This window comes from Streptomyces sp. Ncost-T10-10d, assembly GCF_900091955.1.
Classification (GTDB): Bacteria; Actinomycetota; Actinomycetes; order Streptomycetales; family Streptomycetaceae; genus Streptomyces.
This window is the reverse complement of the sequence record NZ_FMDF01000169.1, coordinates 1-25801: the sequence shown is the minus strand read 5'-3', so window position 1 is coordinate 25801 and position 25801 is coordinate 1. Positions and strand designations below refer to the sequence as shown.

Genomic DNA, 25801 nt, shown 5'->3' with positions numbered 1-25801 from the left:
GAAGGATGGGACCGCGCAGTGCGGGGCTACGAACGCCAGGAGAGCCACCGAGCTGAAGACGACCATCTCTCGCGGTTCGAAGCCGAGATGGACCGGCTGAAGACCGACCGGGAGAAGGCCGTTCAGCACGCCGAGGACCTCGGTTACCAGGTCGAGGTCTTGCGCGCCAAGCTGCACGAGGCTCGGCGCAATCTCGCGACCCGTCCCGCATACGACAGCGCGGACATCGGCTACCAGGCCGAACAGCTGCTCCGTAATGCCCAGATCCAGGCCGAGCAGCTGCGGACCGACGCGGAGCGGGAGCTCCGTGACGCCCGGGCGCAGACGCAGCGGATCCTGCAGGAGCATGCCGAGCACCAGGCGCGGCTCCAGGCCGACCTGCACAACGAGGCCGTGCAGCGGCGCCAGCAGCTCGACCAGGAGCTGGCCGAGCGCCGTCAGACCGTCGAGTCCCATGTCAACGAGAACGTCGCCTGGGCCGAGCAGCTCAGGGCCAGGACCGAGTCCCAGGCACGTCGGCTGCTGGAGGAGTCCAGGGCCGAGGCCGAGCAGTCCCTGGCGGCCGCGCGCGCCGAGGCGGGCCGGCTGGCGGACGAGACCCGGCAGCGGCTCGGCTCCGAGGCGGAGTCCGCCCGTGCCGAGGCGGAGTCGATCCTGCTGCGCGCCCGCAAGGACGTCGAGCGGATGCTGAACGCAGCCTCCAGCCAGGCGCAGGAGGCCACCAGCCACGCCGAGCAGCTGCGTACGTCGACGACTGCCGAGACCGAGCAGACCCGGCAGCAGACCGCCGAACTGAACCGGGCCGCCGAGCAGCGCATGCAGGAGGCCGAGACCCAGCTGCGCGAGGCCCGCCTCGCGGCCGAGAAGGTCACCAGCGAGGCGAAGGAGGCCGCCGTCAAGCGACTGGCCGCCGCCGAGTCGCAGAACGAGCAGCGCACCCGTACGGCCAAGTCGGAGATCGCCCGGCTGGTCGGGGAGGCCACCAAGGACGCCGAGTCGCTCAAGGCCGAGGCCGAGCAGGCGCTCGCCGATGCCCGCGCCGAGGCGGACCGGCTGAAGTCCGAGGCGGCCGAGAAGGCCCGCACGGCGGCCGCTGAGGACGCCGCTGCCCAGCTCGCCAAGGCCGCCAGGGCCGCCGAGGAGGTGCTGACCAAGGCATCCGAGGATGCGAAGTCCACCACCAGGGCGGCGAGCGAGGAGGCCGACCGGATCCGCGGCGAGGCGGAGGCCGAGGCGGACCGGCTGCGCGGCGAGGCCGCCGAGCAGGCCGATCAGCTCAAGGGCGCGGCCAAGGACGACACCAAGGAGTACCGGGCCAAGACGGTCGAGCTGCAGGAGGAGGCGCGCAGGCTGCGCGGCGAGGCCGAGCAGCTGCGCTCCGAGGCGGTCGCCGAGGGCGAGCGGATCCGTGGCGAGGCCCGCCGCGAGGCCGTCCAGCAGATCGAGGAAGGCGCGAAGACCGCCGAGGAGCTGCTGTCCAAGGCGAAGGCGGACGCGGAGGAGCTGCGCACCACCGCGGGCACGGAGAGCGAGCGGGTCCGCACCGAAGCGGCCGAGCGCGCCACCGCGCTGCGCAAGCAGGCCGAGGAGGCCCTGGAGCGCGCCCGCGGCGAGGCCGAGCAGCTGCGCACCGAGTCCGAGGAGCAGGCCCGGTCCACCACCACCGCGGCCGAGCAGGCGGCGGCGGAGCTGCGCGAGGAGACCGAGCGTGCGGTCGCGGCCCGGCAGGCGGAGGCGGCCGACGAGCTGACCCGGCTGCACACCGAGGCCGACACCAGGGTCACCACCGCCGAGCAGGCGCTCACGGACGCGCGCGCCGAGGCGGAGCGCATCCGGCGTGAGACGAACGAGGAGTCCGAGCGGCTGCGCGCGGAGGCCGCCGAACGGCTGCGAGCGCTGCAGGAGCAGGCGGAGACCGAGGCGGAGCGGCTGCGCGACGAGGCCGCGGCGGATGCGTCACGCTCGCGTGCGGAGGGCGAGTCCGCCGCCGTACGGCTGCGCAGCGAGGCGGCCGCCGAGGCGGAGCGGCTCAAGTCCGAGGCACAGGAGAGCGCCGACCGGGTGCGTTCCGAGGCAGCCGCTGCCGCGGAGCGGGTGGGCACGGAGGCCGCCGAGGCGCTGGCCGCCGCGCAGGAGGAGGCGAACCGGCGTCGCCGGGAGGCCGAGGAGACCCTCGACGGAGCACGCACCGAGGCGAACCAGGAGCGCGAGCGCGCCCGCGAGCAGAGCGAGGAGCTGCTCGCCTCCGCCCGCAAGCGGGTCGAGGAGGCGCAGGCCGAGGCGCAGCGTCTGGTCGAGGAGGCGGACAGCCGGGCGACGGAGCTGGTCTCCACGGCCGAGCAGACGGCCCAGCAGGTACGGGATTCGGTCAGCGGGCTGCAGGAGCAGGCCGAGGAGGAGATCGCCGGGCTGCGCTCCGCCGCCGAGCACGTCGCGGAACGGACGAAGTCCGAGGCGCAGGAGGAGGCGGACCGGGTCCGCGCCGATGCGCACGCGGAGCGGGAGCGGGCCGGCGAGGACGCGGCCCGGATCCGCCGGGAGGCGCAGGAGGAGTCCGAGGCCGCGAAGGCGATGGCCGAGCGGACCGTCTCCGACGCGATCACCGAGTCGGAGCGGCTGCGCGCGGACACCGCGGAGTACAGCCAGCGGATGCGTACCGAGGCCTCCGACGCGCTGGCCTCGGCCGAGCAGGACGCGGCCCGCAGCCGGGCCGAGGCCCGCGAGGACGCCAACCGGATGCGTTCCGATGCCGCGACCCAGGCCGACCGGCTGGTGGGCGAGGCGACGAGCGAGGCCGAGCGGATCCGTACGGAGTCGACGCAGCAGGCCCGCGAGCTCGTCGACGAGGCGACGCAGCAGGCGGCCCGGGTGGGCGACGAGGCCGCGGACGCGGCCGAGCGGATGCGCGCGGAGGCGGCGGCCACCGTCGGCGCCGCGCAGGAGCACGCGGCCCGCACCCGCGAGGAGTCGGAGCGGGTACGAGCCGACGCGGAGGCGGCGGCCGAGCAGATGCGTGCCGAGGCCCGTCAGGAGGCCGACCGGCTGCTCGACGAGGCGCGGGAGGCCGCGGCGAAGCGCCGTGCCGATGCCGCCGAGCAGGCGGACCAGCTCATCAACAAGGCCCAGGAGGAGGCGCTGCGCGCCGCCACCGAGGCCGAGGAACAGGCCGACACGATGGTCGGCGTGGCCCGCAAGGAGGCCGTGCGGATCACCTCGGAGGCGACCGTCGAGGGCAACTCCCTGGTGGAGCGCGCCCGTACGGACGCGGACGAGCTGCTGGTCGGCGCGCGCCGGGACGCCACGGCCATCCGGGAGCGTGCCGAGGAGCTCAGGACCCGGATCGAGAGCGAGATCGAGGAGCTGCACGACCGGGCCCGGCGGGAGACCTCCGAGCAGATGAAGACGGCGGGCGAGCGCGTCGACAACCTGATGAAGGCGGCGACCGAGCAGCGCGACGAGGCGGCGGCCAAGGCCAAGGAGCTGCTGGCGGACGCCAATTCGGAGGCGAGCAAGGTCCGGATCGCGGCGGTGAAGCGGGCCGAGGCGCTGCTGAAGGAGGCCGAGCAGAAGAAGGCCACGCTGGTCCGTGAGGCCGAGAAGCTGCGGGCCGACGCCGAGGTCGAGGCGAAGCGTACGGTGGACGAGGGCAAGCGCGAGCTCGATCTGCTGGTGCGTCGGCGCGAGGACATCAACACCGAAATCTCCCGTGTCCAGGACGTGCTGGAGGCATTGGAGTCGTTCGAGACGCCTGCGGCCGGCGGCAAGGGTGCGGGTGGCGGCTCCGCCGGTGGCGTCAAAGCCGGTGCCTCAGCAGGCACTCGATCGGGTGGCAAGTCGTCCGAGAGCTAGTCGCCCTGTCATCTCCCGTGCTTCGTCAAGGACGTTCAACCCTCCGAGTGGCAAGAGTTGCGGCGGTTAGCCACTCAAAAGGGGTGTCATTCTCCAGATCAAACGGGCATCCGCTCGATGACACGCCGCTCGGGCCCCTAGGATTCCCTCTAACACCTCACCGGTCTCATTCGACAGGAACCTCATGAGCGACCCTTCCTCCCCCTTCGGCTTCGAGCTCGTGCGACGTGGATACGACCGCGGTCAGGTGGATGACCGCATTACCAAGCTCGTCGCCGACCGTGATAGTGCTCTCGCCCGCATCACGTCTCTGGAAAAGCGCATCGAGGAGCTCCACCTCGAAACGCAGAACGCCCAGGCCCAGGTGAACGACGCGGAGCCGTCGTACGCCGGTCTCGGCGCGCGCGTGGAGAAGATTCTCCGCCTGGCCGAGGAGGAGGCGAAGGACCTGCGCGAGGAGGCCCGTCGCGCCGCCGAGCAGCACCGTGAGCTCGCCGAGTCGGCCGCCCAGCAGGTACGCAACGACGCCGAGTCGTTCGCCGCCGAGCGCAAGGCGAAGGCCGAGGACGAGGGCGTCCGCATCGTCGAGAAGGCCAAGGGTGAGGCCGGCTCGCTGCGTACGGAGGCCCAGAAGGACGCCGCTCAGAAGCGCGAGGAGGCGGACGCCCTCTTCGAGGAGACCCGTGCCAAGGCCGCCCAGGCCGCCGCGGACTTCGAGACCAACCTCGCCAAGCGCCGCGACCAGTCGGAGCGCGACCTCGCGTCCCGTCAGGCCAAGGCCGAGAAGCGCCTCGCCGAGATCGAGCACCGCGCCGAGCAGCTCCGCCTGGAGGCCGAGAAGCTCCGCACGGACGCCGAGCGCCGGGCCCGTCAGACGGTGGAGACCGCGCAGCGCCAGTCCGAGGACATCGTGGCCGACGCGAACGCGAAGGCCGACCGGATCCGCAGCGAGTCGGAGCGCGAGCTGGCGGCGCTCACCAACCGCCGCGACTCGATCAACGCTCAGCTGACCAACGTCCGCGAGATGCTGGCGACGCTGACCGGTGCCGCGGTGGCCGCCGCCGGCTCCCCCGCCGACGACGAGCCGGTCACCCGCGGCGTCCCGGCTCAGCAGACCCGCTGACCCCGCAGTACCGCAGTTGTACCTCTTGCGCGCCCGGTTCCGCCCTTGTGGTGGCGCCGGGCGCGCGGCCGTTCTAGCGTGAACGCATGATCGAGCTTGATGGTCTCACCAAGCGCTTCGGCAACAAGATTGCGGTCGACCGGCTTTCGTGCAGCGTCAGACCTGGAATGGTGACGGGCTTTCTGGGCCCCAACGGTGCGGGCAAATCCACGACAATGCGGATGATGCTCGATCTCGACAACCCGACCAGCGGTTCGGTGCGCATCGACGGCAAGCACTACCGCGACCTGGAAGAACCCCTCAAGTACATCGGGGCGCTGCTCGACGCGAAGTCGATGCACGGCGGGCGCAGCGCGTACAACAACCTGCTCTGTCTCGCGCAGAGCAATCGCATCCCGGAGAGCCGCGTCGCGGAGGTCCTGGACACCGTCGGTCTGAGCGCGGTGGCGAGGAAGAAGTCGAAGGGCTTCTCCCTCGGCATGAGCCAGCGGCTCGGCATCGCGGCGGCGCTGCTCGGCGACCCGCAGGTGCTGCTCTTCGACGAGCCCGTCAACGGTCTCGACCCCGAGGGCATTCACTGGATCCGCAATCTGATGAAGGCGCTCGCCGCGGAGGGCCGGACGATCTTCGTCTCCTCGCACCTGATGAGCGAAATGGCCCTCACCGCGGACCATTTGATCGTGATCGGCCAGGGCCGGCTCCTCGCCGACACCTCGATGGCCGACTTCATCCACCGGAACTCCCGCAGTTATGTACGTCTGCGCTCCCCGCAGCAGGAGCGGCTGCGCGATGCGCTGCACGAGGAGGGCCTGATCGTGGTCGAGACGGGCAACGGCACGCTGGAGATCGACGGCGCCACCACCGAGGCGCTGGGGGAGCTCGCCGCCCGGCATCAGATCGTGCTGCACGAACTGAGTTCCCAGCGGGCCTCCCTGGAGGAAGCGTTCATGCAGATGACGGCGGACTCCGTGGAGTACCACGCGCACTCGGAGCTCAGTGAGGCACCGCCGCCCGTGGCCCCGCACTGGGGTGACGAGTGGAACCAGCAGACCGCCGCCCGCACGGCCGGGAACGGCACGCCGGGCGTACCCGGCACCTCCGGCACCGGCAAGGGGGCGTGACGACGATGGCATCGGTACCCGCGGTCCTGACCTCCGAATGGACCAAGATCCGTACGGTTTCGTCGACCGTCTGGACCCTGATCTCCGCGTTCGTCGTCACCGTCGCGATGAGTGCGGCACTCTGCGCCCTGATGAACGCCCAGTTCGACGACCTCCCGCCCGCCGAGAGGGCCACCTTCGACCCGACCCTCATCAGCTTCTCCGGCATGGTCCTCGGCCAGCTGGCCATGGTCGTCTTCGGTGTGCTGGTGGTCGGTACGGAGTACAGCTCGGGCATGATCCGCACCTCGCTGGCGGCCGTGCCCCAGCGCGGTTCGTTCCTCTTCAGCAAGGTCGCGGTGGCCGGCGTACTGGCCCTGGTGGTCGGCATCGCCACCAGCTTCGTCTCGTTCTTCCTCGGGCAGTCCCTCCTCGGCGACCATCACACGGACATCGGTGCGGAGAATGTCCTGCGCGCGGTCGTCGGCGGCGGCATCTACATGGGCCTGATCGGGATCTTCTCCATGGGTGTGGCGACGATGCTGCGCAGCTCCATGCTGTCGCTCGGCATCCTGATGCCGTTCTTCTTCCTGGTCTCCCAGATCCTGTCGGCGGTCCCGGGTACGAAGAAGGTCGCTCGCTACTTCCCCGACCAGGCCGGATCCAAGATCATGCAGGTTGTTCCGGATGCCATGAACAGCAACCCCGCTCCGTACGGGCCGTGGGGCGGGCTCGGCATTCTGATCGCCTGGGTGGCTGCCGCGCTGGTAGGCGGCTATCTCGTGCTGAAGAAGCGGGACGCATGACCGGTGGACGGGACCCATGGCCGGTGGGTGGACGCAAGACCTGATCGTCCCGGAAGCGCTCCGTCCGCTCTGCCGGGAAGGCGATGCGCTCTCATGACTACTTGGCCGGAACCGTCAAGGCCTGGATATCCTCCTAACTCTTACGGGGGGCGTGCGGCCGGACGGCCTGGGCCCCGACGACAGACGAAGTCGATGGGGCTGAAGCATGATCGAGGCAGTCGGCCTGACCAAGCGCTACGGCGCGAAGACGGCCGTGTACAACCTTTCCTTCCAGGTGCGGCCGGGGGCCGTCACCGGATTCCTCGGTCCCAATGGGTCGGGCAAGTCCACCACCATGCGCATGATGCTGGGCCTGGACCGACCGACTTCCGGCCATGTCACGATCGGCGGCCACCCCTTCCGCAGTCTGCCGAACGCTCCGCGGCAGGTGGGTGCGCTGCTGGACGCGAAGGCGGTGCACGGCGGGCGCAGCGCCCGTAATCACCTCCTCTCGCTCGCCCAGCTCGCGGGCATCCCGGCCGCCCGCGTCGACGAGGTGCTCGGTGTCGTCGGTCTCCACGACGTCGCGCGGAAGCGGTCCAAGGGCTTCTCGCTCGGTATGGGCCAGCGGCTCGGCATCGCGGCGGCGCTGCTCGGCGACCCGCAGGTGCTGCTCTTCGACGAGCCCGTCAACGGTCTGGACCCCGAGGGCATCCTCTGGGTCCGCAATCTGATGAAGATGCTCGCGTCGGAGGGCCGTACGGTCTTCGTGTCCAGCCATCTGATGAGCGAAATGGCACTCACCGCCGACCATCTGATCGTGATCGGCCGCGGGCAGCTGCTCTCCGACATGAGCGTCAAGGACTTCATCTCCGCCAACTCGGCCGACTTCGCCCGGGTACGGGTCGCGGACGGTGCGCAGGAGCAGCGGGAGAAGCTGACCGCCTCGCTCACCGAGGCGGGCGGCCAGGTCATGTCGGAGCCGGACGGGGCCCTGCGGATCACCGGTCTGCGGCTGCCGCGGATCAGTGATCTGGCACACGAGTCGGACGTCCGGCTGTGGGAGCTCTCGCCGCACCAGGCCTCGCTCGAGGAGGCGTACATGCGGATGACGCAGGGCGCCGTGGACTACCGCTCGACGGTGGACCAGAAGGCCGGGCTGCAGCAGCCGGTGCACGGAGGGTACGGGCAGCAGCCCGGTCACGGGGCGCCGCAGCCGCCGGTGCCGGAGATGCCGCAGCAGGGCTGGTACGCCCCGCCGCCGCCCGGACAGAACCCGTACGCGGGAGCTCCGGCGGCGCCCGCCACCCCGGCCCCTGCAGCCCAGGCGGCGCCCGCCGCAGCCCCCGCAGACCTGACCAAGCGCGAGACCAGCGAGGACGCCCGATGACCACACCGCCGACCCCGCAGGCGCCGTACCAGCAGCAGGCCCCGGTCCCGCAGCAGACCCGGCAGGACGCCCCGGCCGGGCTCTACGCCTCACCGATCCCGGTGCGCCGCGCGACCCTCGGCGACGCCCTCGCCTCCGAGTGGACCAAGATCCGTTCGGTGCGTTCCACCATGTGGACGCTCGGCGTCATGATCGTGTTGCTCCTCGGCCTCGGCCTGCTTGCGGCGATCGCGGTCAATACCGCCGACGCCAACGTCGGCGACACGCCGGTGCTCAGCTTCGGCTTCTTCGGGGTGCTGCTCGGTTCGATCTGTGTGATCACGCTCGGCGTGATGACCATCGCCTCCGAGTACGGCACCGGCATGATCCGTACGACGCTGACGGCCTGCCCCAGCCGTGCTCGGGTGCTGACCGCGAAGGCGATCGTCTTCTTCCTGCTCACCTTCGTCATCACGACCGTGACGACCGCGGTGGTCGGCGCGTTGCACACGGCCATGCTCGACGGCAAGGCGCCCACCGGTGACGCCTGGCTGCGCGCCACTGTCGGCGTCGGCCTCTACATCGCGACGCTGGGCCTGCTCTCGCTCGCGATCGGCGCTCTCATCCGGCACTCCGCGGGTGCGATCACGATCATGATCGGGGTGGTACTGCTGCCGCTCGTGCTGGCCATGTTCATGTTCTCGGACTCGCTCAGCGACCTGCGGCAGGCGCTCTTCGAGTACTCCATTCCCAGCCAGCTCAGCGCGTTCTACGACACCTCGGTCACCGGGTCGGGGCCGTCCGGCTGGGATCCGCTGTGGATCATGCTCGGCGTCACGGCCGTGGCTCTGGCCGGTGCCTATGCGTCGCTGGAGAAGCGCGACGTCTGACCGGTCACCAGCAGCCGGAGCTCAGTAGCGAGGCGCGTTCCTGGACCGCTGCACCTGCGTGGTGCGGCGGTCCTTCGCGTTCCAGCAGGCCTTGTGCCAGTGCCTGCGGTCGTCGATCCCGCCGTACTCGGACCAGGCCACCATGTGCGGGACGCCGGACGGGATCTCCTGGTCGCAGCCGGGGCAGCGATACCGCTTGCCGGCCGCGCTCGCGCCGCTGACCGGGCGGACCGACCACTCCTCGCCCTGCCACTGTTCGGTGCGTCCACCGCCGCCGTAGCGGGCCCCCGGCTCCGTCGGGCTGTCGTGGGGACTCTCGCCGCCTCGGGGGCGGTTGCGGCGCGGGGACACGTGACACCTCACGGGGCAGGCTGGGCAGTTCCCGTCAAGCGTAGGGCCATTTGGCCGAGCGAGGTGTCCCGCACTGCACAGGACGGCGTCCCGGACGGGGTGAGTTACCGGAAAATCGCAACAACCTGCCCCCGGACCGTGCCTTTGGCACGTGTCAGGCGTTGTTGCCGGTAGGGGAGAGCCGCGTCGGCCGCAAGGAGGTAATTGGCGATGCGTGTGGGAACGTTCGTACTGGCAGCCCAGTTTCCGGGACAGGGGCCGGGAGAAGCGCTGCATCGCGCGATCCGGTCCACCGAGGTCGCGGAGGAATCCGGGCTCGACTCGGTCTGGCTGGCAGAACATCATTTCGTGCCGTACGGGGTCTGCCCGTCCGCCGTCACCCTGGCCGCGCTGCTGCTCGGCCGCACCCGGAGGATCCGGGTGGGTACGGCTGTGAGCGTGCTGCCGACCCAGCACCCGGTCGCGCTGGGCGAACAGGCCGCGCTGCTCCATCTCACCAGCGGCGGCAGGTTCACGCTCGGCGTCGGCCGGGGCGGCCCCTGGGTGGATCTGGAGGTGTTCGGAGGAGGCCTGGAGGCGTACGAGAAGGGCTTCCCGGAGTCCCTGGAACTGCTGCTCGACTGGCTGGGCAAACCCCGCGTGGCGGGGAGCGGGGAGCGGTACGGCTTCCGCGAGGTGGCGGTGGTCCCCCGGGCCGACGAGCTGCTCGACGTGGACGGCGGCGAGAGCCCCGGCGGTCCCGAGGTCATCGTCGCGTGCACCTCGCCGAAGACGGTGCGGCTCGCCGCACAGAACGGTCTGCCGATGCTGCTCGGTATGCATTGCGGGGACGAGGAGAAGGCCGAGATGGTCGCCCTGTGGCGCTCCGCCGCCCTCGCCGCGGGCCGCTCGCCCGAGAGCGTCCGGGAGGCCGGACACGTGTCTGCCGGAGTGGCCCAGATCGCCGACCGTGCCGAGGACGCCGTGGAGACGCTCGTGAAGGCGATGCCGGGCTGGCTGCGACAGGGCCTGGACGCCCATGTGACGGTCGACGGCCGACACCGGGTGATGCGCGACCCGGTCGCCTATACGGAGCTGCTGTGCGGCCTTCACCCGGTGGGACCGCCCCGGCTCGCGGCCGACCGGCTCGCCGCCACCGCCGAGCGGACAGGCATCACCCGCTTCGCGCTCCTGGTGGAGGGTTCGGGAGATCTGGCGGCCACGGAGGAGAACGTAGCGCGGCTGGGCACCGAAGTACTGCCGCTGCTCACACAAGCAGTCGTAAGAGGTACGGGGGCTGCCGTCCCGGAGCCAGTTGCACCTCCTGCGGCCCGGAACGGCAGCAGAAGCGTTTAGCAGTCCCGTAGTTCGGGCGACTGATTGAGCAACTGGCCCCTCACCGAGGTGAAGCGGGCCAGACGCTCGTCGACCGAGGCGTCCAGCGGGAACACCGCGACGCGGTGGCAGTTCTGGAATGCCAGACGCACCCCGAAGTGCCGCTGCAGAGCGCCACGTATCGCATCACTCGCGAGCGCGCGCAGCAGCTGACCACGTGCCTGCTCGTCCGGCGGGGGCGTCTGGTTGTCGGCGAACTGTCCGCCGTCGACCTTCAGCTGAGCCACCAGAGAGCTGATCATCTCCCATGCGTAGGGCAGGGAGGTCCGGACGCAGTCGACGAAGTCGGCTTCGTCGACCTCGCCTCGCTCGGCCTGTTCCAACAGCGCCGGTGAGACGTCGAGCGACATGGGTTCTCCTCTCGCGACCCCGACGCCGGGCCGGGGCCTTACGGGCAGGGAAGGAGGACGGCGACGCAGCGTGCACAGACGGCGACCTCCTGCTTCCACGGTAAGGGTGCAGTCCTGGCCGCACCAGGAGATTGGGAACACAACCGGCCAATAACGAAGGGGAGCAAAGAGGGGCAAGCCCCTGGGACCCCGGTCCGGGGCCCGGAAGGGCGGCGGAGGGAGAATCGCGTGGAGCACCCGTCGTCGAGTAGCGTTGCCGACCATGCGTCTCGTCATCGCCCGCTGCTCCGTGGACTACGCCGGCCGGCTCACGGCCCACCTGCCCTCCGCTCCCCGTCTGATCCTGGTGAAGGCGGACGGGAGCGTGTCGATCCACGCCGACGACAGGGCGTACAAACCCCTCAACTGGATGTCACCGCCCTGCACCCTCAAGGAGGGCGCCGACGACACCGCGGGCGTCTGGACCGTGGTCAACAAAGCGGGCGAGAAACTGATCATCACGATGGAGGAAATCCTCCATGACTCGTCCCATGAGCTGGGTGTCGACCCGGGCCTCATCAAGGACGGCGTCGAAGCACATCTGCAGGAACTCCTCGCTGACCGGATCGAGACACTCGGCGAGGGCTACACCCTCATCCGCCGTGAGTACTTCACCGCCATCGGACCGGTCGACATCCTGTGCCGGGACGCCGACGGCCAGACCGTGGCCGTGGAGCTGAAGCGGCGCGGCGACATCGACGGCGTGGAGCAGCTGACCCGCTATCTGGAGCTGCTCAACCGCGATCCCCACCTCGCCCCCGTGAAGGGCATCTTCGCGGCGCAGGAGATCAAGCCGCAGGCGCGGGTGCTGGCGACGGACCGCGGGATCGGCTGTGTGGTGCTCGACTACGACGCGCTGCGCGGCATCGAGGACGACAAGCTGCGCCTGTTCTGACGTTCGGCGGGCGCCGGACGTGCATGGCCCGTCCGGCGCCCGCAGTGCTCCGTTCAGGCCACGGTCGGACTGCTGTCCGCACTGGCCGCCGCTGACGACGAAGAAGGCCCGCTCGCCGAGTCGGAGGTGTTCGGCGACGTAGGCGGGGTCTCGGTTGCCGAGTCCGTCGGGTCCGGGGAGTCGGTCTCCGTCGGAGTGGGGCTCGGGCTGCTCGACTTCGTCGGCGTGGACGACTTCGTCGGGCTGGACGACTTGGTCGGCTTGCCCGACGACGGCTTGTCGCTGGACGGTGTGTCCGACGACGGCGTGTTGCTCGGCCCCGTCGAGTCCGTGGACGGCGTACCGCTCGCGCCTGGCGTGGCCTGGCTGCCCGACGGACCCGGCGTCACCGCGCTGCCGCCGGACGCCGTGTCTCCGGGGGTCGAGCCGTCCGTCGGTCCGTCGGCCGGGCCCCCGTCCACGCTGTCGTCCTGGCCCGCCGGCTGCTCGGTCGTGACACCCGGATTCCCCTGGGCGTCGCCCGATGGCATCCCCAGCACCACCACGGTGCCGAGCACACCGGCCAGGAGGACGCCCACGCCCGCCGCGACCAGATTGCGCCGGGCCCCGCCCAGCGCTCCGAAACGGCCTCCCCGCGCACCTGAGGCGGCTGCGGGGGCGCCCTGCCGGGATATCACCGCGGTGGCGTCCTCGTACGGCCGTGACAGCGTCTGCGTCACGGCCGCCGTCGGGCCGACGGGCGGCGGCACCGGCTCCTCGTACCGCGCGGCCGGCACGTCATCGCCCACCGGGACAGGTCCGCCGGGCAGCGGACCGCCGGAGCGGTCCTCGACCAGGGCGAGCGCGCGTCGTCCGGCCACCGCGCCCGACTTGTCGGCGAGCGCCCCGCGCATGCTGATCGAGGTCTCCAGCTCCGCCCTGGCCCGGTCCGGATTGCCGGTGCAGAGTGCGAGGACGCCCAACTCATGGTGGAAGTACGCCTCTTCGGCGACCTCTCCGGCGATCCTGGCCGCCTCCTGGCCGATCCGCAGGACCCTCTCCCAGGCACCCCAGTGGAGTCCTGCCGCGAAGGCCGGGGAGGCGCTGCGGGCCAGCAGCACGGCCACGCTGGTCTGCCCCGCCCCGTCGCCGGGGACGAGCTGTGCCATCGCCGCGACGACCGCGTCGGCCTCTGCGGTCGCCCGTGCGGGGGTGACCGAGGGGTGCCCGGTCCACCAGGCATAGTGCTGGGCCGCCGTCCGGGCCCGGTCGATGCTGTCGTCGCCGTATCCGGCGGCCTCCAGCTGGGCGAGGACTCCGGCGGCCAGCCGGTAGCGGGGACCGGCCGGGGACAGCAGTCCGCAGCCGGCCAGTTCACCGAGCGCGGCATCGGCGTGGGTGTCCCCCACGAGCGCGGGCAGATGTGCCTGGTGCGGCACCTCGCCGCCGAGCGCGACCGCGAAGCGCAGGGTGTCGCGGGCGGGCCCGCTCAGCCGTGAGGCGAGCAGCGCTGCGGGCGCCGCGCCCTCGCCGAGGCTGGGCAGCGGTATATGGACTCCGTCGACGTCCTCGTCGTGCCCGAAGGGTGCGTCGAGGGACCGGATTTCGAGGCCGCTGTACGCGTCGGGGTCGGTGCGCAGCATGTCGCGCTGGCGCAGCAGGGCGCCCGCCTGGACGAAGCGCAGCGGCAGCCCTTCGGACTCGAACCAGAGGTCTCCCGCCCAGTTCGCCTCCTCCTCGGTGAGCGGACGCTCGACGACCCGCTCCAGCAGGTCGACGGAGGAGCTGCGGCCGAGGCCCGCGAGGAAGACCTCTTCGAGGTGCGAGTCCGGGGTGGGTGCGGCGACATCCGGAGTCGTCGCGAACAGGAAGGCGCACTCCGGAGTGGCGTCGAGCAGCTCGTCCAGGGCGGCCCCGCCGAATTCCAGGTCGTCGAGTACGACGACGGCGCCGATGCTCCGGACCTTTTCGAGGAGACCCGCGCGGTCGGGCCGGTGCAGCTGCGCGTCATGGACGGCCTCGAAGAGCCCGTACAGCAGGTCGGTGACGGTCCGCTTGTAGCCGGAGAGCCGTACGACTCCGTCCGGTGCGAGGTCCGCGCAGTCGGCGGCGACGGCGTTCAGCAGTGCCGTACGGCCGGATCCGGCCGGTCCGGTGAGCCGCACCGAGCGGCCGCGGGCCAGCAGGCGTGCCAGCCGTTCACGCTCTTCCGCCCGCTCCAGGAGGGGCAGCTGGGGGCGGGCGGCCCCGGCGGCACGGGCGGTGCGGTGGCGCGTTCGCGGTCGGCGCGCTCGGCCGCGGTGCGCCGGACCGGCGGATCGGGCTGCTCCCCCGGCGGGCACAGCTCGACCTCGCTGCCGTCGACCGGGTTGACGGTGAGGAGGTAGTCACCCGATATGAGCCGGACGACGCGCGCCTGTTGTGACGTCTGCTGACCGAACTCCGGAGTGATGGGGCCTCCCCTGCTCGAACGGAGCTGAGAGCTCGGGGACGGGTCGCTGGACGGCCGCCGTCGGCCGGTTCCCTCACCGAAGCTGTCGTTGTCCCGGCCGTACTCTTCCGGCCCCCGGTGTGTCGGGTCCATCGCCAAAGCCCCCAGACGCGTCGCGCACGATTGCCCCTCCCGGCCTCGCACGCCCCGCTGTCGCTTCTGGTCCGGTGTCCGCCTGGTGGGATCGTCAATCGGCGGACGGCCGAACCCTAGACCGTCGCGCGGTGCCCGCACACAGTCGGGGGGCCAAGCCGTCCGAAGCGCACTTTCTCGTGCGGATTGTGCACCTTCGGCCGCGCCACACGGTCAGAGCCCGCCCACCGGGTCGGGGCCGGACAAGCCCTACACGCGCGGCAGGGAATCTGCGGCGATTCCGCCCTCGATGGCCAGAATGCGGTGCAGCCGGGTCGCCACCAGCAGGCGCTGCATCTGCGGCGGCACGCCACGGAGGACCAGCCGCCGCCCGGCCCGACCGGCCCTGCGGTGTGCACCCATGATGACGCCGAGCCCGGTGGCGTCCCAGGAATCCAGCTCGGTCAGGTCGAGCACCAGGTCACCGACGCCGTTGTCGAGGGCCGCGTGCAGGGCCGTACGGGCGTCCGCCGCGCTTCGGACGTCGAGGCGGCCCCCGACGACCAGCTCGGCGTGGTCGCCCCTGATGTGCATATGCGCTCCCCGGAATCGCTCCGTAGCAAGGTTCGTCTGTCTGTTCTGTCTCTCCCACAACTGACTGCGGCAGAGACAGGGAAGTTGCCGTCTGTAAGCGAACCGATACCGAAATCACCCCGCGGAGTGACCAAGGCCCGGCCAGGACCCATACGGATCCACCGATTCCGGGAGACTCCCCCCGGGCCTCCCGGCCTGACCGACGACAGATCAGGCAACCGGAGGTCCGAAAAACGATCAGTACGTGTAGAAGCCCTGCCCGCTCTTGCGGCCGATGTCACCTGCATCCACCATCCGGCGCATCAGCTCCGGAGCGGCGAACTTCTCGTCCTGGGACTCGGTGTAGATGTTGCTCGTGGCGTGCAGCAGGATGTCGACACCGGTCAGGTCCGCCGTGGCCAGCGGCCCCATGGCGTGCCCGAAGCCCAGCTTGCAGGCGATGTCGATGTCCTCGGCCGTGGCGACGCCCGACTCGTACAGCTTGGCGGCCTCGACGACGAGCGCCGAGATCAGCCGGGTGGTGACGAAGCCGGCCACGTCACGGTTGACGACGATGCAGGTCTTGCCGACGGACTCGGCGAACTCCCGTGCGGTGGCGAGGGTTTCGTCACTGGTCTTGTAGCCGCGCACGAGTTCGCAGAGCTGCATCATCGGGACCGGCGAGAAGAAATGCACACCGACGACGCGCTCGGGGCGCTCCGTCACGGCCGCGATCTTGGTGATCGGGATCGCGGAGGTGTTGGAGGCGAGGACGGCGTCATCCCGGACGATCTTGTCGAGGGCCCGGAAGATCTCGTGCTTGACCTCGAGCTTCTCGAAGACGGCCTCGACGACCACATCCGCGTCGGCAACCGCGTCGAGGTCGGTGGTGGTGATGATGCGGGCCAGCGCGGCATCGGCATCGGCCGCCTCCAGCTTCCCCTTGGAGACGAACTTGTCGTACGAGGCCTTGATGCCGTCACGACCACGGGTCAGGGCCTCGTCGGTGACATCACGCAGCACGACGTCCCAGCCCGCCTGGGCGGAGACCTGCGCAATGCCGGATCCCATGAGTCCGGCTCCGATGACGGCGAGCTTCCTGGCCACGTCTGCACCCCTTGGTTTCTGTTCGCCTCTGCAGCTGGTCCCTGCACGGCCGGTCCTAACGGTTGTTCACATGCTCTCCGGCGGAGATTAGTACCCGTGAGGGGCCCTGTGACCGCGAAGAGATGCGCGTCACGTCTCACATGACGGACATCACACCGCCGACAGCACTCGCGTGCCCGTACGACTCACCCGTCGCCGCGCAGGGCGTAGTTGAGGACCTTCTCACTCAAGAGGTCCTCCATGTCGTCGAGTAGGCCGAGGGCCTCGCGGGAGACCTCGTCGAGGGGACGGCCGGCCATCACCTCGCGCCCGATGAGTGCCAGAAGGGTGGTGTGGACCCAGTTGATCTGCCCGGCCATCAGCGACGGCAGCGGGTCGTCCGGCGGCGCGCCGGTCTCCTCGCGCAGGGTCTCCTCAAGGAGCACCAGGCTCTCCTGCTGCATGTGCCACAGCCGGGCCCGGAGCCCGGCCGCCCCCTCCACGACCTTCATGAAGCGGTCGTAGCCGTCGATGAGGCCCACCTGGGCCGACACCGCCTCCACCTCGCCCCGCAGCTCGCGCAGCACCGCGACGGCCGCGGATTCGCCCTTGTCGCGGGCGCGTACGAAGCGCGAGAGGCGGGCGACGCCGCCCTTGGCCCGGTCGAGGAAGAGGTCCTCCTTGGCCTGGAAGTAGTTGTAGACCGTGTTGACGGAGACATCGGCCGCCTCGGCGACCTCGGCGATCGTCACCGCGTCGAACCCGCGCTCCAGGAACAGCCCCGTGGCCACATCCGAGATGTGCTGTCTGGCCTGCCGCTTCTTTCGCTCCCTGAGCCCCTCTGCCATGGCCACATCGTAGGCGGCGCGGGCTCATTTTGGCGTGACTGAATTTTTGGTGTCATTGCAAAATTTCAGTCACTCTGTTTTTCTGGGCGCATGACCATCATCAGTACGGCCGGTCTGGCCCGTACCTTCCAGACGAAACGCGGCCCGGTCGAGGCGGTGCGCGGCATCGACCTGACCGTCGCGCCGGGCGAGATCCTCGGCTTCCTCGGCCCGAACGGGGCCGGAAAGACCACGACCCTGCGCATGCTCGCGACCCTGCTGCCGCCCACCGGCGGCGCGGCCACCGTGGCCGGCTGCGATCTGGCCGCCGACCCCGTCGGAGTGCGTCGAGCCGTCGGCTACGTGGCGCAGTCCGGAGGTGTCGACCCGAATGTGACCGTGCGGGAGGAACTGGTCACCCAAGGGCGGCTCTACCGCCTGACAAAGCCCCGAGCGATCGAGCGTGCCGAGGAGTTGGCACGCGACCTGGATCTGGCGGACCTGCTGGACCGCAGGACCGCGGCGCTCTCCGGCGGCCAGCGGCGCCGCCTCGACATCGCCCTGGGGCTCACGCACCGCCCCAGGGTCCTGTTCCTCGACGAGCCGACGACGGGTCTGGACCCGGCGAGCCGGGCGGACCTCTGGGACCTGGTCCGCCGACTGCGCGACGAGCACGGCACCACGGTCTTCCTGACCACGCACTACCTCGACGAGGCGGACGTGCTCTCCGACCGGCTCGTGATCGTCGACAGGGGCGTCGTGGTGGCCGAGGGCACGTCGAGCGCGCTGAAGCTGGCGCACGGCGGCTCGATCGACGCGACCCTCCAGGACACGTTCCTTGCCATCACCGGCCGCGGCCCGGCGCCGGTGGACTCCACCCCCGTAGCCGTATAGGACGTTGAGAGACATGCTTCTGCAGGACACCGCGCTGATCTTCGGGCGCTACGCCCGCCAGACCCTGCGCTCCAGGTTCCAGATCCTCTTCGGCGTGCTGATGCCGCTGCTCTACCTCCTGCTGTTCGGACCGCTCCTGACCAACCTGCCCTTGGGATCGCGCGGCAGTTCCTGGCAGGTGCTCGTGCCGGGGCTGCTGCTTCAACTCAGCTTGTTCGGCGCCCTGTTCTCGGGGTTCTCGATCATCATCGAGAAGAACTACGGGGTCGTGGAACGGATGCGCGTCACGCCCGTCAGCCGCCTCGCGCTGCTGCTGGGCCGGGTGCTGCGGGATGCCGCTCTGTTCGTCTTCCAGGCGGTGCTGCTGGTTCTTGCCGCGCTGCTCATGGGTCTGCGGGCGCCGCTTGCCGGAGTGCTCGTCGGGTTCGCGTTCGTCGCCCTGCTGACCATCTCCCTCGGCTCCCTCTCGTACGCGATGGCGCTGAAGGTCGAGCGGCCGCAGGAATTCGGCCCGATCGTGAATTCGGTCTCCATGCCGTCGATGCTGCTGTCGGGCCTGATGCTGCCGATGGCCCTCGCGCCCGGCTGGTTGGACGTCCTCTCCCACTTCATGCCGCTGCGCTATCCGGCGGACGCGATCCGGGACGCGTACATCGGTCGGTACGCCACCGCCTCCATGCTGTACGGCGTCCTGGTCGCCCTCGGCTTCGCGGCACTCGCCGTGACGGTGGGCACACGTGTATTCCGCAGGGCCGGTGCATAACTAGGCTGGCCACATGGTCCATCTGACACGTATCTACACCCGCACCGGCGATCAGGGCACCACCGCCCTCGGCGACATGAGCCGGACCGCCAAGACCGATCTGCGGATCTCCGCGTACGCCGACACCAATGAGGCCAATGCCGTCATCGGTACGGCGATCGCGCTCGGGCAGCTCTCCGAGGAGGTCGTGAAGGTCCTCGTCCGCGTGCAGAACGACCTGTTCGACGTGGGCGCGGATCTGTCGACACCGGTCGTCGAGGACCCGAAATATCCACCGCTGCGGGTCGAGCAGAGTTACGTCGACAAGCTGGAGGCGGACTGCGACCACTTCCTGGAGCAGCTGGAGAAGCTGCGCAGCTTCATCCTGCCGGGCGGTACGCCCGGGGCGGCGCTGCTGCACCAGGCGTGCACGGTGGTCCGGCGTGCGGAGCGGTCCACGTGGGCGGCCCTGGAGGTGCACGGCGAGGTGATGAACGCGCTGACGGCGACGTATCTCAACCGCCTCTCCGACCTGCTGTTCATCCTCGCGAGGACGGCGAACAAGGAGGTCGGCGACGTGCTGTGGGTACCTGGCGGCGAGCGGTAGCGGTTGTTGCCCTCAGACGGCGGACGGGCTTGAAGATCAAGCCCGTCCGGCTTCTCAGCGCCCCGCCCCCTCCCGCTTCGGGAACACCGTGTAGCTCCCCGCGATGACCACGTTGATCCCGATCACGAACAGCATCTTCTGCTGCCACGACTGCAGTGACGTCACATCCCCGTCCCCGCCCACGTACCAGATCGCCGCCTGCAGCAACGCCAGCGCCGTCACGGCCGCGACCGTCCAGCGCGCCGCGACCTTCCACTCGTGCGCCGCGCGCTCCATGCCGTACTTGGGCGGCTTCACCGGCGGCGGCCCGCCCGCGAAGCGGTGGGCGACCCGGGCGTCGACCCAGCGGATCGTGGAGTGGCCGAGCCCCACCGTGAAACCGATGTAGACCGCCGCGAGACCGTGCTTCCAGTCCGGCTCGGCCCCGTTCTTCAGGTCGATGGCCGTCACCACCAGCAGCACGACCTCCAGCAGCGGCTCGCACAGCAGCACGGCCGCACCCAGCCGCGGCCTCCTCGCCGGGTACCGCAGGGCGAGCCCCGCGGCCAGCAGCACCCAGAAGGCGACTTCGCAGAGCACGATCAGCGTGACGATCACGACACCTCTCCTTCCCGTTCCCTCCAGCCTCCCGGCCGATGCGCCCGGGATCGTCGTCGCCAGTGACGAACCGTGACTGCATACTTCGATGTACTCGTACCTCGCCCCCGGTACGGAGGTCCGCAGGGAAGCCGCCGTGTTGGATAGGGGGGTGCTCCCCAACGCCCGCCCGCACCGCCACGACGTGCTCATCGCTGCCATCGGTCTCTGCGGCGGTCTTTCCCTGTGGCTGCTCGGGCTGCACACGCAGGGCAACCGGACCTTCGTCGCCCCCTGGCTCTCCCTGCTGCCGCTCGCCGTCGTCTCGGTGCTCGAACTGGTCCGCCGGACCGCCCCGCAGACGGCGCTGGTCATCGGCACACTCGCCCTGGTCGCCGACCAGTTCACGGTCGGGAATCTGGCGACGGTCCTGATGTTCACGGATCTGATGTACGCGGCCGTGCTGTACGGGACACCGGCAGCCGCCCGCCGCATCCCGGTGACCACCTTCCTGATCACGGTCGCGGTCACGATCGGGTTCCTGGCGTGGTTCCGCAATCCCCAGGCGCTGCTCATCGGCGTCATCACCGGCGTGGTCTCGTTCGGGCCCGCCATCACCGGGGTCAGCGTCCGCAACCACCGCGACGCCGCCGAGACCGCCAGGCTGCGCGCCGATCAGACCGCGCTGCTGGCCGAGATGGACCGCACCCAGGCGGTGACCGCCGAACGCACCCGGATGGCCCGTGAGCTGCACGACATGGTGGCGAACCACCTCTCTGCGATCGCCATCCACTCCACCGCCGCCCTCTCCATCGACGACCCGGACACCTCGCGCGAGGCTCTGGCGGTGATCCGGGAGAACAGCGTCGACGGCCTCGCCGAGATGCGCCGGCTGATCGGGCTGCTCCGCACCGGCGGCGCCAACCCGGAGCCGACCGCCTCGCCGACGCTCGCCTCGCTGGACGCACTGGTCGAGCAGACCCGCACGAACGCCGCGTCGAGCGGACTGACCTGCACCTTCGAGGACAGCCGCGGCGATCAGGGCCCGCTGCCCGCGCCGGTCGAGCTGGCCACCTTCCGGATCGTCCAGGAATCCTTGACGAACGCGCTCAAGCATGCCGCGCCCGGCCCGGTCGTGGTACGGCTCGGGCGGGCCGGGCCATTGCTCACCGTGGAGGTCAGCAGTGTGCTCGGCGACCGTCCCGGGCCGCGCGCACCCGGGTCGGGGGCCGGCCTGGTGGGGATGCGGGAGCGGGTGGCACTGCTGGGCGGAGAGATCGAGGCGGGCCCGGTCTGCGCCGGCGACGGGACGAAGATCTGGCGGGTACGGGCCGAACTGCCCGTGAAGGAAGGAACCGTGAGGGCATGACGATTCGGGTTGTGGTCGCCGAGGACCAGTCGGCCGTCCGTGCGGGGCTGGTGCTCATTCTGCGCAGCGCGCCGGACATCGAGGTCGTCGGCGAGGCCGGGGACGGCGAGGAGGTGGTGCGCCTGGCCCGCGAACTGCGGCCGGATCTGGTGCTGATGGATATTCAGATGCCGCGTCTCGACGGGGTTTCGGCGACCGGGCAGGTGGTGGCCGAACAACTCGCGGATGTGCTGGTGCTGACGACGTTCGATCTGGACGAGTACGTCTTCGGCGCACTGCGGGCCGGAGCGGCGGGCTTTCTGCTGAAGAACACCGATGCGCACGATCTGCTCGAAGCAGTACGTACGGTGGCGCGCGGCGAGGGGCTGATCGCCCCGGCCGTGACGCGCCGTCTGATCGCGGAGTTCGCCGGGACCACTCCCGTACGGCCTGCGAACGCGCCCGACCCTGCGGTACTCCATGCACTCACCCGGCGAGAGCGGGAGGTGCTCGGCTGCCTCGGCGCGGGGCTGTCGAATGCCGAGATCGCGGTACGGCTCTCGATGGCCGAGGCAACCGTCAAGACGCACGTCAGCAGGTTGCTGGGCAAGCTGGACCTGCGCAGCCGGGTCCAGGCGGCAGTACTTGCACAGGAGTTGGGCATCTGAGGTTTAGCTCCGAACTTTGGTCTGGACCTCTTGACGATTGGTCCAGACCTTCCTAATCTCACCGAGCACACTGCGGTGAGCGCGCCATGACAAGGCGTGCTCAGGGCGGCGCAGGGTTTGCAGTCCACGGACCACCCCCGTTTGTCCGGACCTCACCCGAGGAGCACCGTTGAGCACTGAAACCCCCCTACGCCGGCCCCGATTCAGACTCGGGACCGGAAGAGCCACCAGATCCAGAGCGGTCGCGGGCCTCACCGCACTGCTTCTCCCCCTGGCCGCGATGGTCGGCCTGGCCTCCCCCGCCGAAGCCGCCACCTCGGCAACCGCCACGTACCTCAAGAAGTCCGACTGGGGCAGCGGCTTCGAGGGCCAGTGGACGGTGAAGAACACCGGCACCACCGCCCTCTCCTCCTGGACCATCGAGTGGGACTTCCCCTCGGGCACCGCGGTCAGCTCCGCCTGGGACGCCACCGTCACCAGCTCCGGAACCCACTGGACCGCCAAGAACGTCGGCTGGAACGGCTCGGTCGCACCGGGCGCCAGCGTCTCCTTCGGCTTCAACGGCACCGGCTCCGGCGCCCCCACCGGCTGCAAGCTGAACGGCGCCTCCTGCGACGGCGGCAGCGTCCCCGGCGACAACGCCCCCTCGGCGCCGGGCACCCCCACCGCGAGCTCCATCACCGACACCTCGGTCAAGCTGAGCTGGACCGCCGCGACCGACGACAACGGCATCAAGAACTACGACGTCCTGCGCGACGGCGCCGTCGTCGCCACGGTCACCGGTACGACGTACACCAACACCGGTCTCACCGCGGGCACCGACTACTCGTACACCGTGCAGGCCCGTGACACCGCCGACCAGACCGGTCCGGTCAGCGGCGCGGTCAAGGTCCACACCACCGGTGGCGGCGGCAACCCCGACCCCGGCACCGGCGGCAAGGTCAACCTCGGGTACTTCACCGACTGGGGCGTCTACGGCCGGAATTACCACGTCAAGAACCTGGACACCTCGGGTTCGGCCGCGAAGATCACGCACATCAACTACGCCTTCGGCAATGTGACCGGCGGCAAGTGCGCGATCGGTGACGCCTACGCCGACTACGACATGGCGTACACCGCCGACAAATCCGTCGACGGCGTCGCCGACACCTGGGACCAGCCGCTGCGCGGCAGCTTCAACCAGCTGCGCAAGCTCAAGGCGAAGTACCCGAACATCAAGGTCCTGTGGTCCTTCGGCGGCTGGACCTGGTCCGGCGGCTTCGGTGAGGCCGCGAAGAACCCGGCCGCGTTCGCCCAGTCCTGCTACGACCTGGTCGAGGACCCCCGATGGGCCGATGTCTTCGACGGCATCGACATCGACTGGGAGTACCCCAACGCCTGCGGTCTGACCTGCGACACCAGCGGCCCGGCCGCCCTGAAGGGCATCACCTCCGCGCTGCGCACGAAGTTCGGCAGCAACAACCTGGTGACGGCCGCCATCACCGCCGACGCCTCCGCCGGTGGCAAGATCGACGCCACCGACTACGCAGGCGCCGCCCAGTCCCTGAACTGGTACAACGTGATGACATACGACTTCTTCGGGGCCTGGGCCGCGAAGGGCCCGACCGCTCCGCACTCCCCGCTCACCTCCTACAGCGGCATCCCGCAGGCCGGCTTCAACTCCGCCGACGCCATCGCCAAGCTGAAGGCCCAGGGCGTACCCGCCTCGAAGCTGCTGCTCGGCATCGGCTTCTACGGCCGCGGCTGGACCGGTGTCACCCAGGACGCGCCCGGCGGCACCGCCACCGGAGCAGCCCCCGGTACGTACGAAGCGGGCATCGAGGACTACAAGGTCCTGAAGACCAGTTGCCCGGCCACCGGCACGATCGCCGGAACGGCGTACGCACACTGCGGCACCAACTGGTGGAGCTACGACACCCCGGCCACGATCGCGTCCAAGATGACCTGGGCGAAGGGCCAGGGCCTGGGAGGCGCGTTCTTCTGGGAGTTCAGCGGTGACACCGCCAACGGCGAACTCGTCGGCGCGATCAACAACGGTCTGAAGTAACCCCCACTCAGTACCGCGCACAACCCCGGAAAGCAGCCGGGGAGACAGGTCCGCCCCCTGTCTCCCCGGTTTTTCGTCGACTGCGACACGGGCCGAACGGACTTCGGGCTCAGGCCACGTTCACCCTCTGCCCGGGCGGGGCCGCCTCCAGCCAGGCGAGGAACCCGGTCAGCGCGTCCTCGCTCATGGCCAGCTCCAGGCGGGTCCCACGATGGAGACAGCCGAGCACCACGGCGTCGGACAGGAGCGCCAGTTCCTCCTCGCCCTCGGGCAGCCGACGAGCGACCACCTCGATCGCGGAACGCTCCAGGACCCGGCGTGGGCGGAGAGCATACGAGAAGACCCGGAACCAGTCGATACGGTCGCCGCTGTACCGGGCGACCCCGTACACCCAGCCCTTGCCCGAGAGATCGGGCTCCTCCGGCACATTCCATCGCAGGCTGCAGTCGAAGGTCCCACCGGAGCGCTGAATCAGCCGCCGGCGCAGACCGAAGACGAAGAGACCAACCGCGATCAGTGCGACGACCAGCCCGCCCACCCACAGCGCGAGGTACATCTCCACCGACCTCCTCGCGTCGTCGAGTAACGGATACCGCCAGAACCGCACCTGCACCTGCATCGCCTCAGCCGCGGCACGGTCTGGAGAGGTCTCCAGCTCGGGCCGCGGCTGAGGGTAAAGCTACGTTGTCGCGGTGCGCTAGCGCACCGCCACCGCACGCAGTCGCACTTCGGCGCGCCGCTCGGAGGCGGCGTCCGTGTCCGACTTCGCACGCTCCAGCGCACGCTCGGCGCGCTGGACATCGATCTCGTCCGCCAGCTCCGCGATCTCCGCGAGCAGCGAGAGCTTGTCGTCCGCGAACGAGATGAAACCGCCGTGCACAGCGGCGACCACGGTCCCGCCATCGCTCGTACGGATCGTCACCGGGCCCGATTCCAGCACACCCAGAAGCGGCTGGTGACCGGGCATGACGCCGATGTCGCCGGACGTGGTGCGCGCGACGACCAGGGTGGCCTCGCCGGACCAGACACTGCGGTCCGCGGCGACCAGCTCGACGTGCAGCTCAGCAGCCAAGGGTGGCTCCTCGGGTCACCACCCGGCCGTTCATGCCGGGTGTTGGGTCAATTCTACGGGGCGTGGTGAGGGGGACGGGACGCACCCCGCCCCCCTCGGTGAGCCATGGGCTCAGGAGACGCCGAGCTCCTTGGCGTTGGCCTTGAGGTCCTCGATGCCACCGCACATGAAGAACGCCTGCTCCGGGAAGTGGTCGTACTCACCGTCGGCGATCGCGTTGAACGCGGCGATCGACTCGTCGAGCGGAACGTCCGAACCGTCCACGCCGGTGAACTGCTTGGCGACGTGGGTGTTCTGGGACAGGAAGCGCTCGATGCGACGGGCGCGGAAGACCGTGAGCTTGTCCTCCTCGCCGAGCTCGTCCATACCGAGAATGGCGATGATGTCCTGGAGGTCCTTGTACTTCTGCAGGATTCCCTTGACCCGCATGGCGGTGTCGTAGTGGTCCTGCGCGATGTAACGCGGGTCCAGGATCCGGGACGTGGAGTCCAGCGGGTCCACGGCCGGGTAGATGCCCTTCTCGGAGATCGGACGGGAGAGAACCGTCGTCGCGTCGAGGTGGGCGAAGGTGGTGGCCGGGGCCGGGTCGGTCAGGTCGTCCGCGGGGACGTAGATCGCCTGCATCGAGGTGATCGAGTGACCGCGGGTCGACGTGATGCGCTCCTGCAGCAGACCCATCTCGTCGGCCAGGTTC

21 protein-coding genes and 3 pseudogenes are annotated in these 25801 nt (G+C 70.2%); 14 read left to right on the top strand and 10 right to left on the bottom strand.

Annotated elements, in window-relative coordinates:
* Nucleotides 1-18 precede the first annotated feature (18 nt).
* From scy to GA0115254_RS30735, 6 genes are all read left to right on the top strand, one after another.
* Entirely contained in the window at nt 19-3849 is a 3831-nt protein-coding gene (scy, locus tag GA0115254_RS30760; RefSeq protein ID WP_093898550.1) for a polarized growth protein Scy, read from the top strand.
* A 184-nt stretch (nt 3850-4033) separates the two neighbouring features.
* Nucleotides 4034-4972 (top strand): coiled-coil domain-containing protein, encoded by a 939-nt coding sequence (locus GA0115254_RS30755; RefSeq protein WP_093898549.1) that lies wholly within the window; start codon nt 4034-4036, stop codon nt 4970-4972.
* Between the two features lie 86 nt (nt 4973-5058).
* Nucleotides 5059-6093, top strand: a complete 1035-nt coding sequence (locus tag GA0115254_RS30750; protein WP_093898548.1) for an ABC transporter ATP-binding protein — start codon at nt 5059-5061, stop codon at nt 6091-6093.
* Nucleotides 6094-6098: 5 nt separating this feature from the next.
* Nucleotides 6099-6878 (top strand): ABC transporter permease, encoded by a 780-nt coding sequence (locus tag GA0115254_RS30745; protein WP_093898547.1) that lies wholly within the window; start codon nt 6099-6101, stop codon nt 6876-6878.
* Nucleotides 6879-7083: 205 nt separating this feature from the next.
* Nucleotides 7084-8247, top strand: a complete 1164-nt coding sequence (locus tag GA0115254_RS30740) for an ABC transporter ATP-binding protein (protein ID WP_093898546.1) — start codon at nt 7084-7086, stop codon at nt 8245-8247.
* The gene (locus tag GA0115254_RS30735) at nt 8244-9116 is read left to right on the top strand and encodes an ABC transporter permease subunit (RefSeq protein WP_093898545.1); all 873 of its coding nucleotides are present in this window, start codon (nt 8244-8246) and stop codon (nt 9114-9116) included. Before GA0115254_RS30740 ends, GA0115254_RS30735 begins: the two co-directional genes overlap by 4 nt.
* Before the next feature lie 21 nt (nt 9117-9137).
* Here GA0115254_RS30735 and GA0115254_RS30730 read toward each other — a convergent pair whose 3' ends face one another.
* Nucleotides 9138-9467: an ATP/GTP-binding protein gene (locus tag GA0115254_RS30730; protein ID WP_093898544.1), complete on the bottom strand. Its 330-nt coding sequence runs from the start codon at nt 9465-9467 to the stop codon at nt 9138-9140.
* Nucleotides 9468-9677: 210 nt separating this feature from the next.
* On the opposite strand from GA0115254_RS30730, the pseudogene GA0115254_RS30725 reads away from it, so the two are divergent.
* Nucleotides 9678-10715: pseudogene (locus tag GA0115254_RS30725) on the top strand (LLM class flavin-dependent oxidoreductase); the annotation flags it as partial.
* 83 nt (nt 10716-10798) lie between these two features.
* On the opposite strand, the gene GA0115254_RS30720 reads toward GA0115254_RS30725, so the two are convergent.
* The gene (locus tag GA0115254_RS30720) at nt 10799-11191 is read right to left on the bottom strand and encodes an SCO5389 family protein (protein ID WP_014154035.1); all 393 of its coding nucleotides are present in this window, start codon (nt 11189-11191) and stop codon (nt 10799-10801) included.
* A gap of 262 nt (nt 11192-11453) precedes the next feature.
* Here GA0115254_RS30720 and nucS point away from each other — a divergent pair, with 262 nt between their 5' ends.
* Entirely contained in the window at nt 11454-12125 is a 672-nt protein-coding gene (gene nucS / locus GA0115254_RS30715; protein WP_093898543.1) for an endonuclease NucS, read from the top strand.
* A gap of 53 nt (nt 12126-12178) precedes the next feature.
* Here the strand turns inward: nucS and GA0115254_RS30710 are convergent.
* The 4 genes and pseudogenes from GA0115254_RS30710 to GA0115254_RS30695 form a co-directional block, all read right to left on the bottom strand.
* Nucleotides 12179-14688 (bottom strand): annotated as a pseudogene (locus GA0115254_RS30710) (ATP-binding protein).
* Between the two features lie 249 nt (nt 14689-14937).
* Nucleotides 14938-15261: an STAS domain-containing protein gene (locus GA0115254_RS30705; RefSeq protein ID WP_093898542.1), complete on the bottom strand. Its 324-nt coding sequence runs from the start codon at nt 15259-15261 to the stop codon at nt 14938-14940.
* Between the two features lie 237 nt (nt 15262-15498).
* Nucleotides 15499-16347: a 3-hydroxyacyl-CoA dehydrogenase family protein gene (locus tag GA0115254_RS30700; protein WP_093898541.1), complete on the bottom strand. Its 849-nt coding sequence runs from the start codon at nt 16345-16347 to the stop codon at nt 15499-15501.
* Between the two features lie 185 nt (nt 16348-16532).
* Nucleotides 16533-17174 (bottom strand): TetR/AcrR family transcriptional regulator, encoded by a 642-nt coding sequence (locus GA0115254_RS30695; RefSeq protein ID WP_093898540.1) that lies wholly within the window; start codon nt 17172-17174, stop codon nt 16533-16535.
* Nucleotides 17175-17264: 90 nt separating this feature from the next.
* Here GA0115254_RS30695 and GA0115254_RS30690 point away from each other — a divergent pair, with 90 nt between their 5' ends.
* From GA0115254_RS30690 to GA0115254_RS30680, 3 genes are read left to right on the top strand one after another with little or no spacing between them, the layout of a single operon-like run.
* Nucleotides 17265-18047: an ABC transporter ATP-binding protein gene (locus tag GA0115254_RS30690; RefSeq protein ID WP_093898539.1), complete on the top strand. Its 783-nt coding sequence runs from the start codon at nt 17265-17267 to the stop codon at nt 18045-18047.
* A gap of 13 nt (nt 18048-18060) precedes the next feature.
* The gene (locus tag GA0115254_RS30685) at nt 18061-18810 is read left to right on the top strand and encodes an ABC transporter permease (RefSeq protein WP_093898538.1); all 750 of its coding nucleotides are present in this window, start codon (nt 18061-18063) and stop codon (nt 18808-18810) included.
* Nucleotides 18811-18823: 13 nt separating this feature from the next.
* The gene (locus GA0115254_RS30680; protein WP_093898537.1) at nt 18824-19396 is read left to right on the top strand and encodes a cob(I)yrinic acid a,c-diamide adenosyltransferase; all 573 of its coding nucleotides are present in this window, start codon (nt 18824-18826) and stop codon (nt 19394-19396) included.
* Between the two features lie 54 nt (nt 19397-19450).
* Here the strand turns inward: GA0115254_RS30680 and GA0115254_RS30675 are convergent, their stop codons facing one another.
* The gene (locus tag GA0115254_RS30675) at nt 19451-19993 is read right to left on the bottom strand and encodes a hypothetical protein (RefSeq protein WP_093898536.1); all 543 of its coding nucleotides are present in this window, start codon (nt 19991-19993) and stop codon (nt 19451-19453) included.
* Between the two features lie 151 nt (nt 19994-20144).
* Between GA0115254_RS30675 and GA0115254_RS30670 the strand changes: the two genes are divergently transcribed.
* From GA0115254_RS30670 to GA0115254_RS30660, 3 genes are all read left to right on the top strand, one after another.
* The gene (locus GA0115254_RS30670; RefSeq protein WP_093898535.1) at nt 20145-21341 is read left to right on the top strand and encodes a sensor histidine kinase; all 1197 of its coding nucleotides are present in this window, start codon (nt 20145-20147) and stop codon (nt 21339-21341) included.
* A complete protein-coding gene (locus GA0115254_RS30665; protein WP_093898534.1) occupies nt 21338-21988 on the top strand; it encodes a response regulator in 651 nt (216 codons plus the stop codon). The genes GA0115254_RS30670 and GA0115254_RS30665 overlap by 4 nt, the downstream gene beginning before the upstream one ends.
* Before the next feature lie 169 nt (nt 21989-22157).
* On the top strand, nt 22158-24035 hold the full coding sequence (locus tag GA0115254_RS30660) for a glycoside hydrolase family 18 chitinase (RefSeq protein WP_093898533.1): 1878 nt from the start codon (nt 22158-22160) through the stop codon (nt 24033-24035).
* A 109-nt stretch (nt 24036-24144) separates the two neighbouring features.
* Here the strand turns inward: GA0115254_RS30660 and GA0115254_RS30655 are convergent, their stop codons facing one another.
* The 3 genes and pseudogenes from GA0115254_RS30655 to GA0115254_RS30645 all read right to left on the bottom strand — a co-directional run.
* Nucleotides 24145-24591, bottom strand: a complete 447-nt coding sequence (locus GA0115254_RS30655) for a DUF2550 domain-containing protein (protein WP_093898567.1) — start codon at nt 24589-24591, stop codon at nt 24145-24147.
* 141 nt (nt 24592-24732) lie between these two features.
* Entirely contained in the window at nt 24733-25107 is a 375-nt protein-coding gene (locus GA0115254_RS30650; RefSeq protein ID WP_093898532.1) for a F0F1 ATP synthase subunit epsilon, read from the bottom strand.
* Between the two features lie 111 nt (nt 25108-25218).
* Nucleotides 25219-25801: pseudogene (locus GA0115254_RS30645) on the bottom strand (F0F1 ATP synthase subunit beta); the annotation flags it as partial.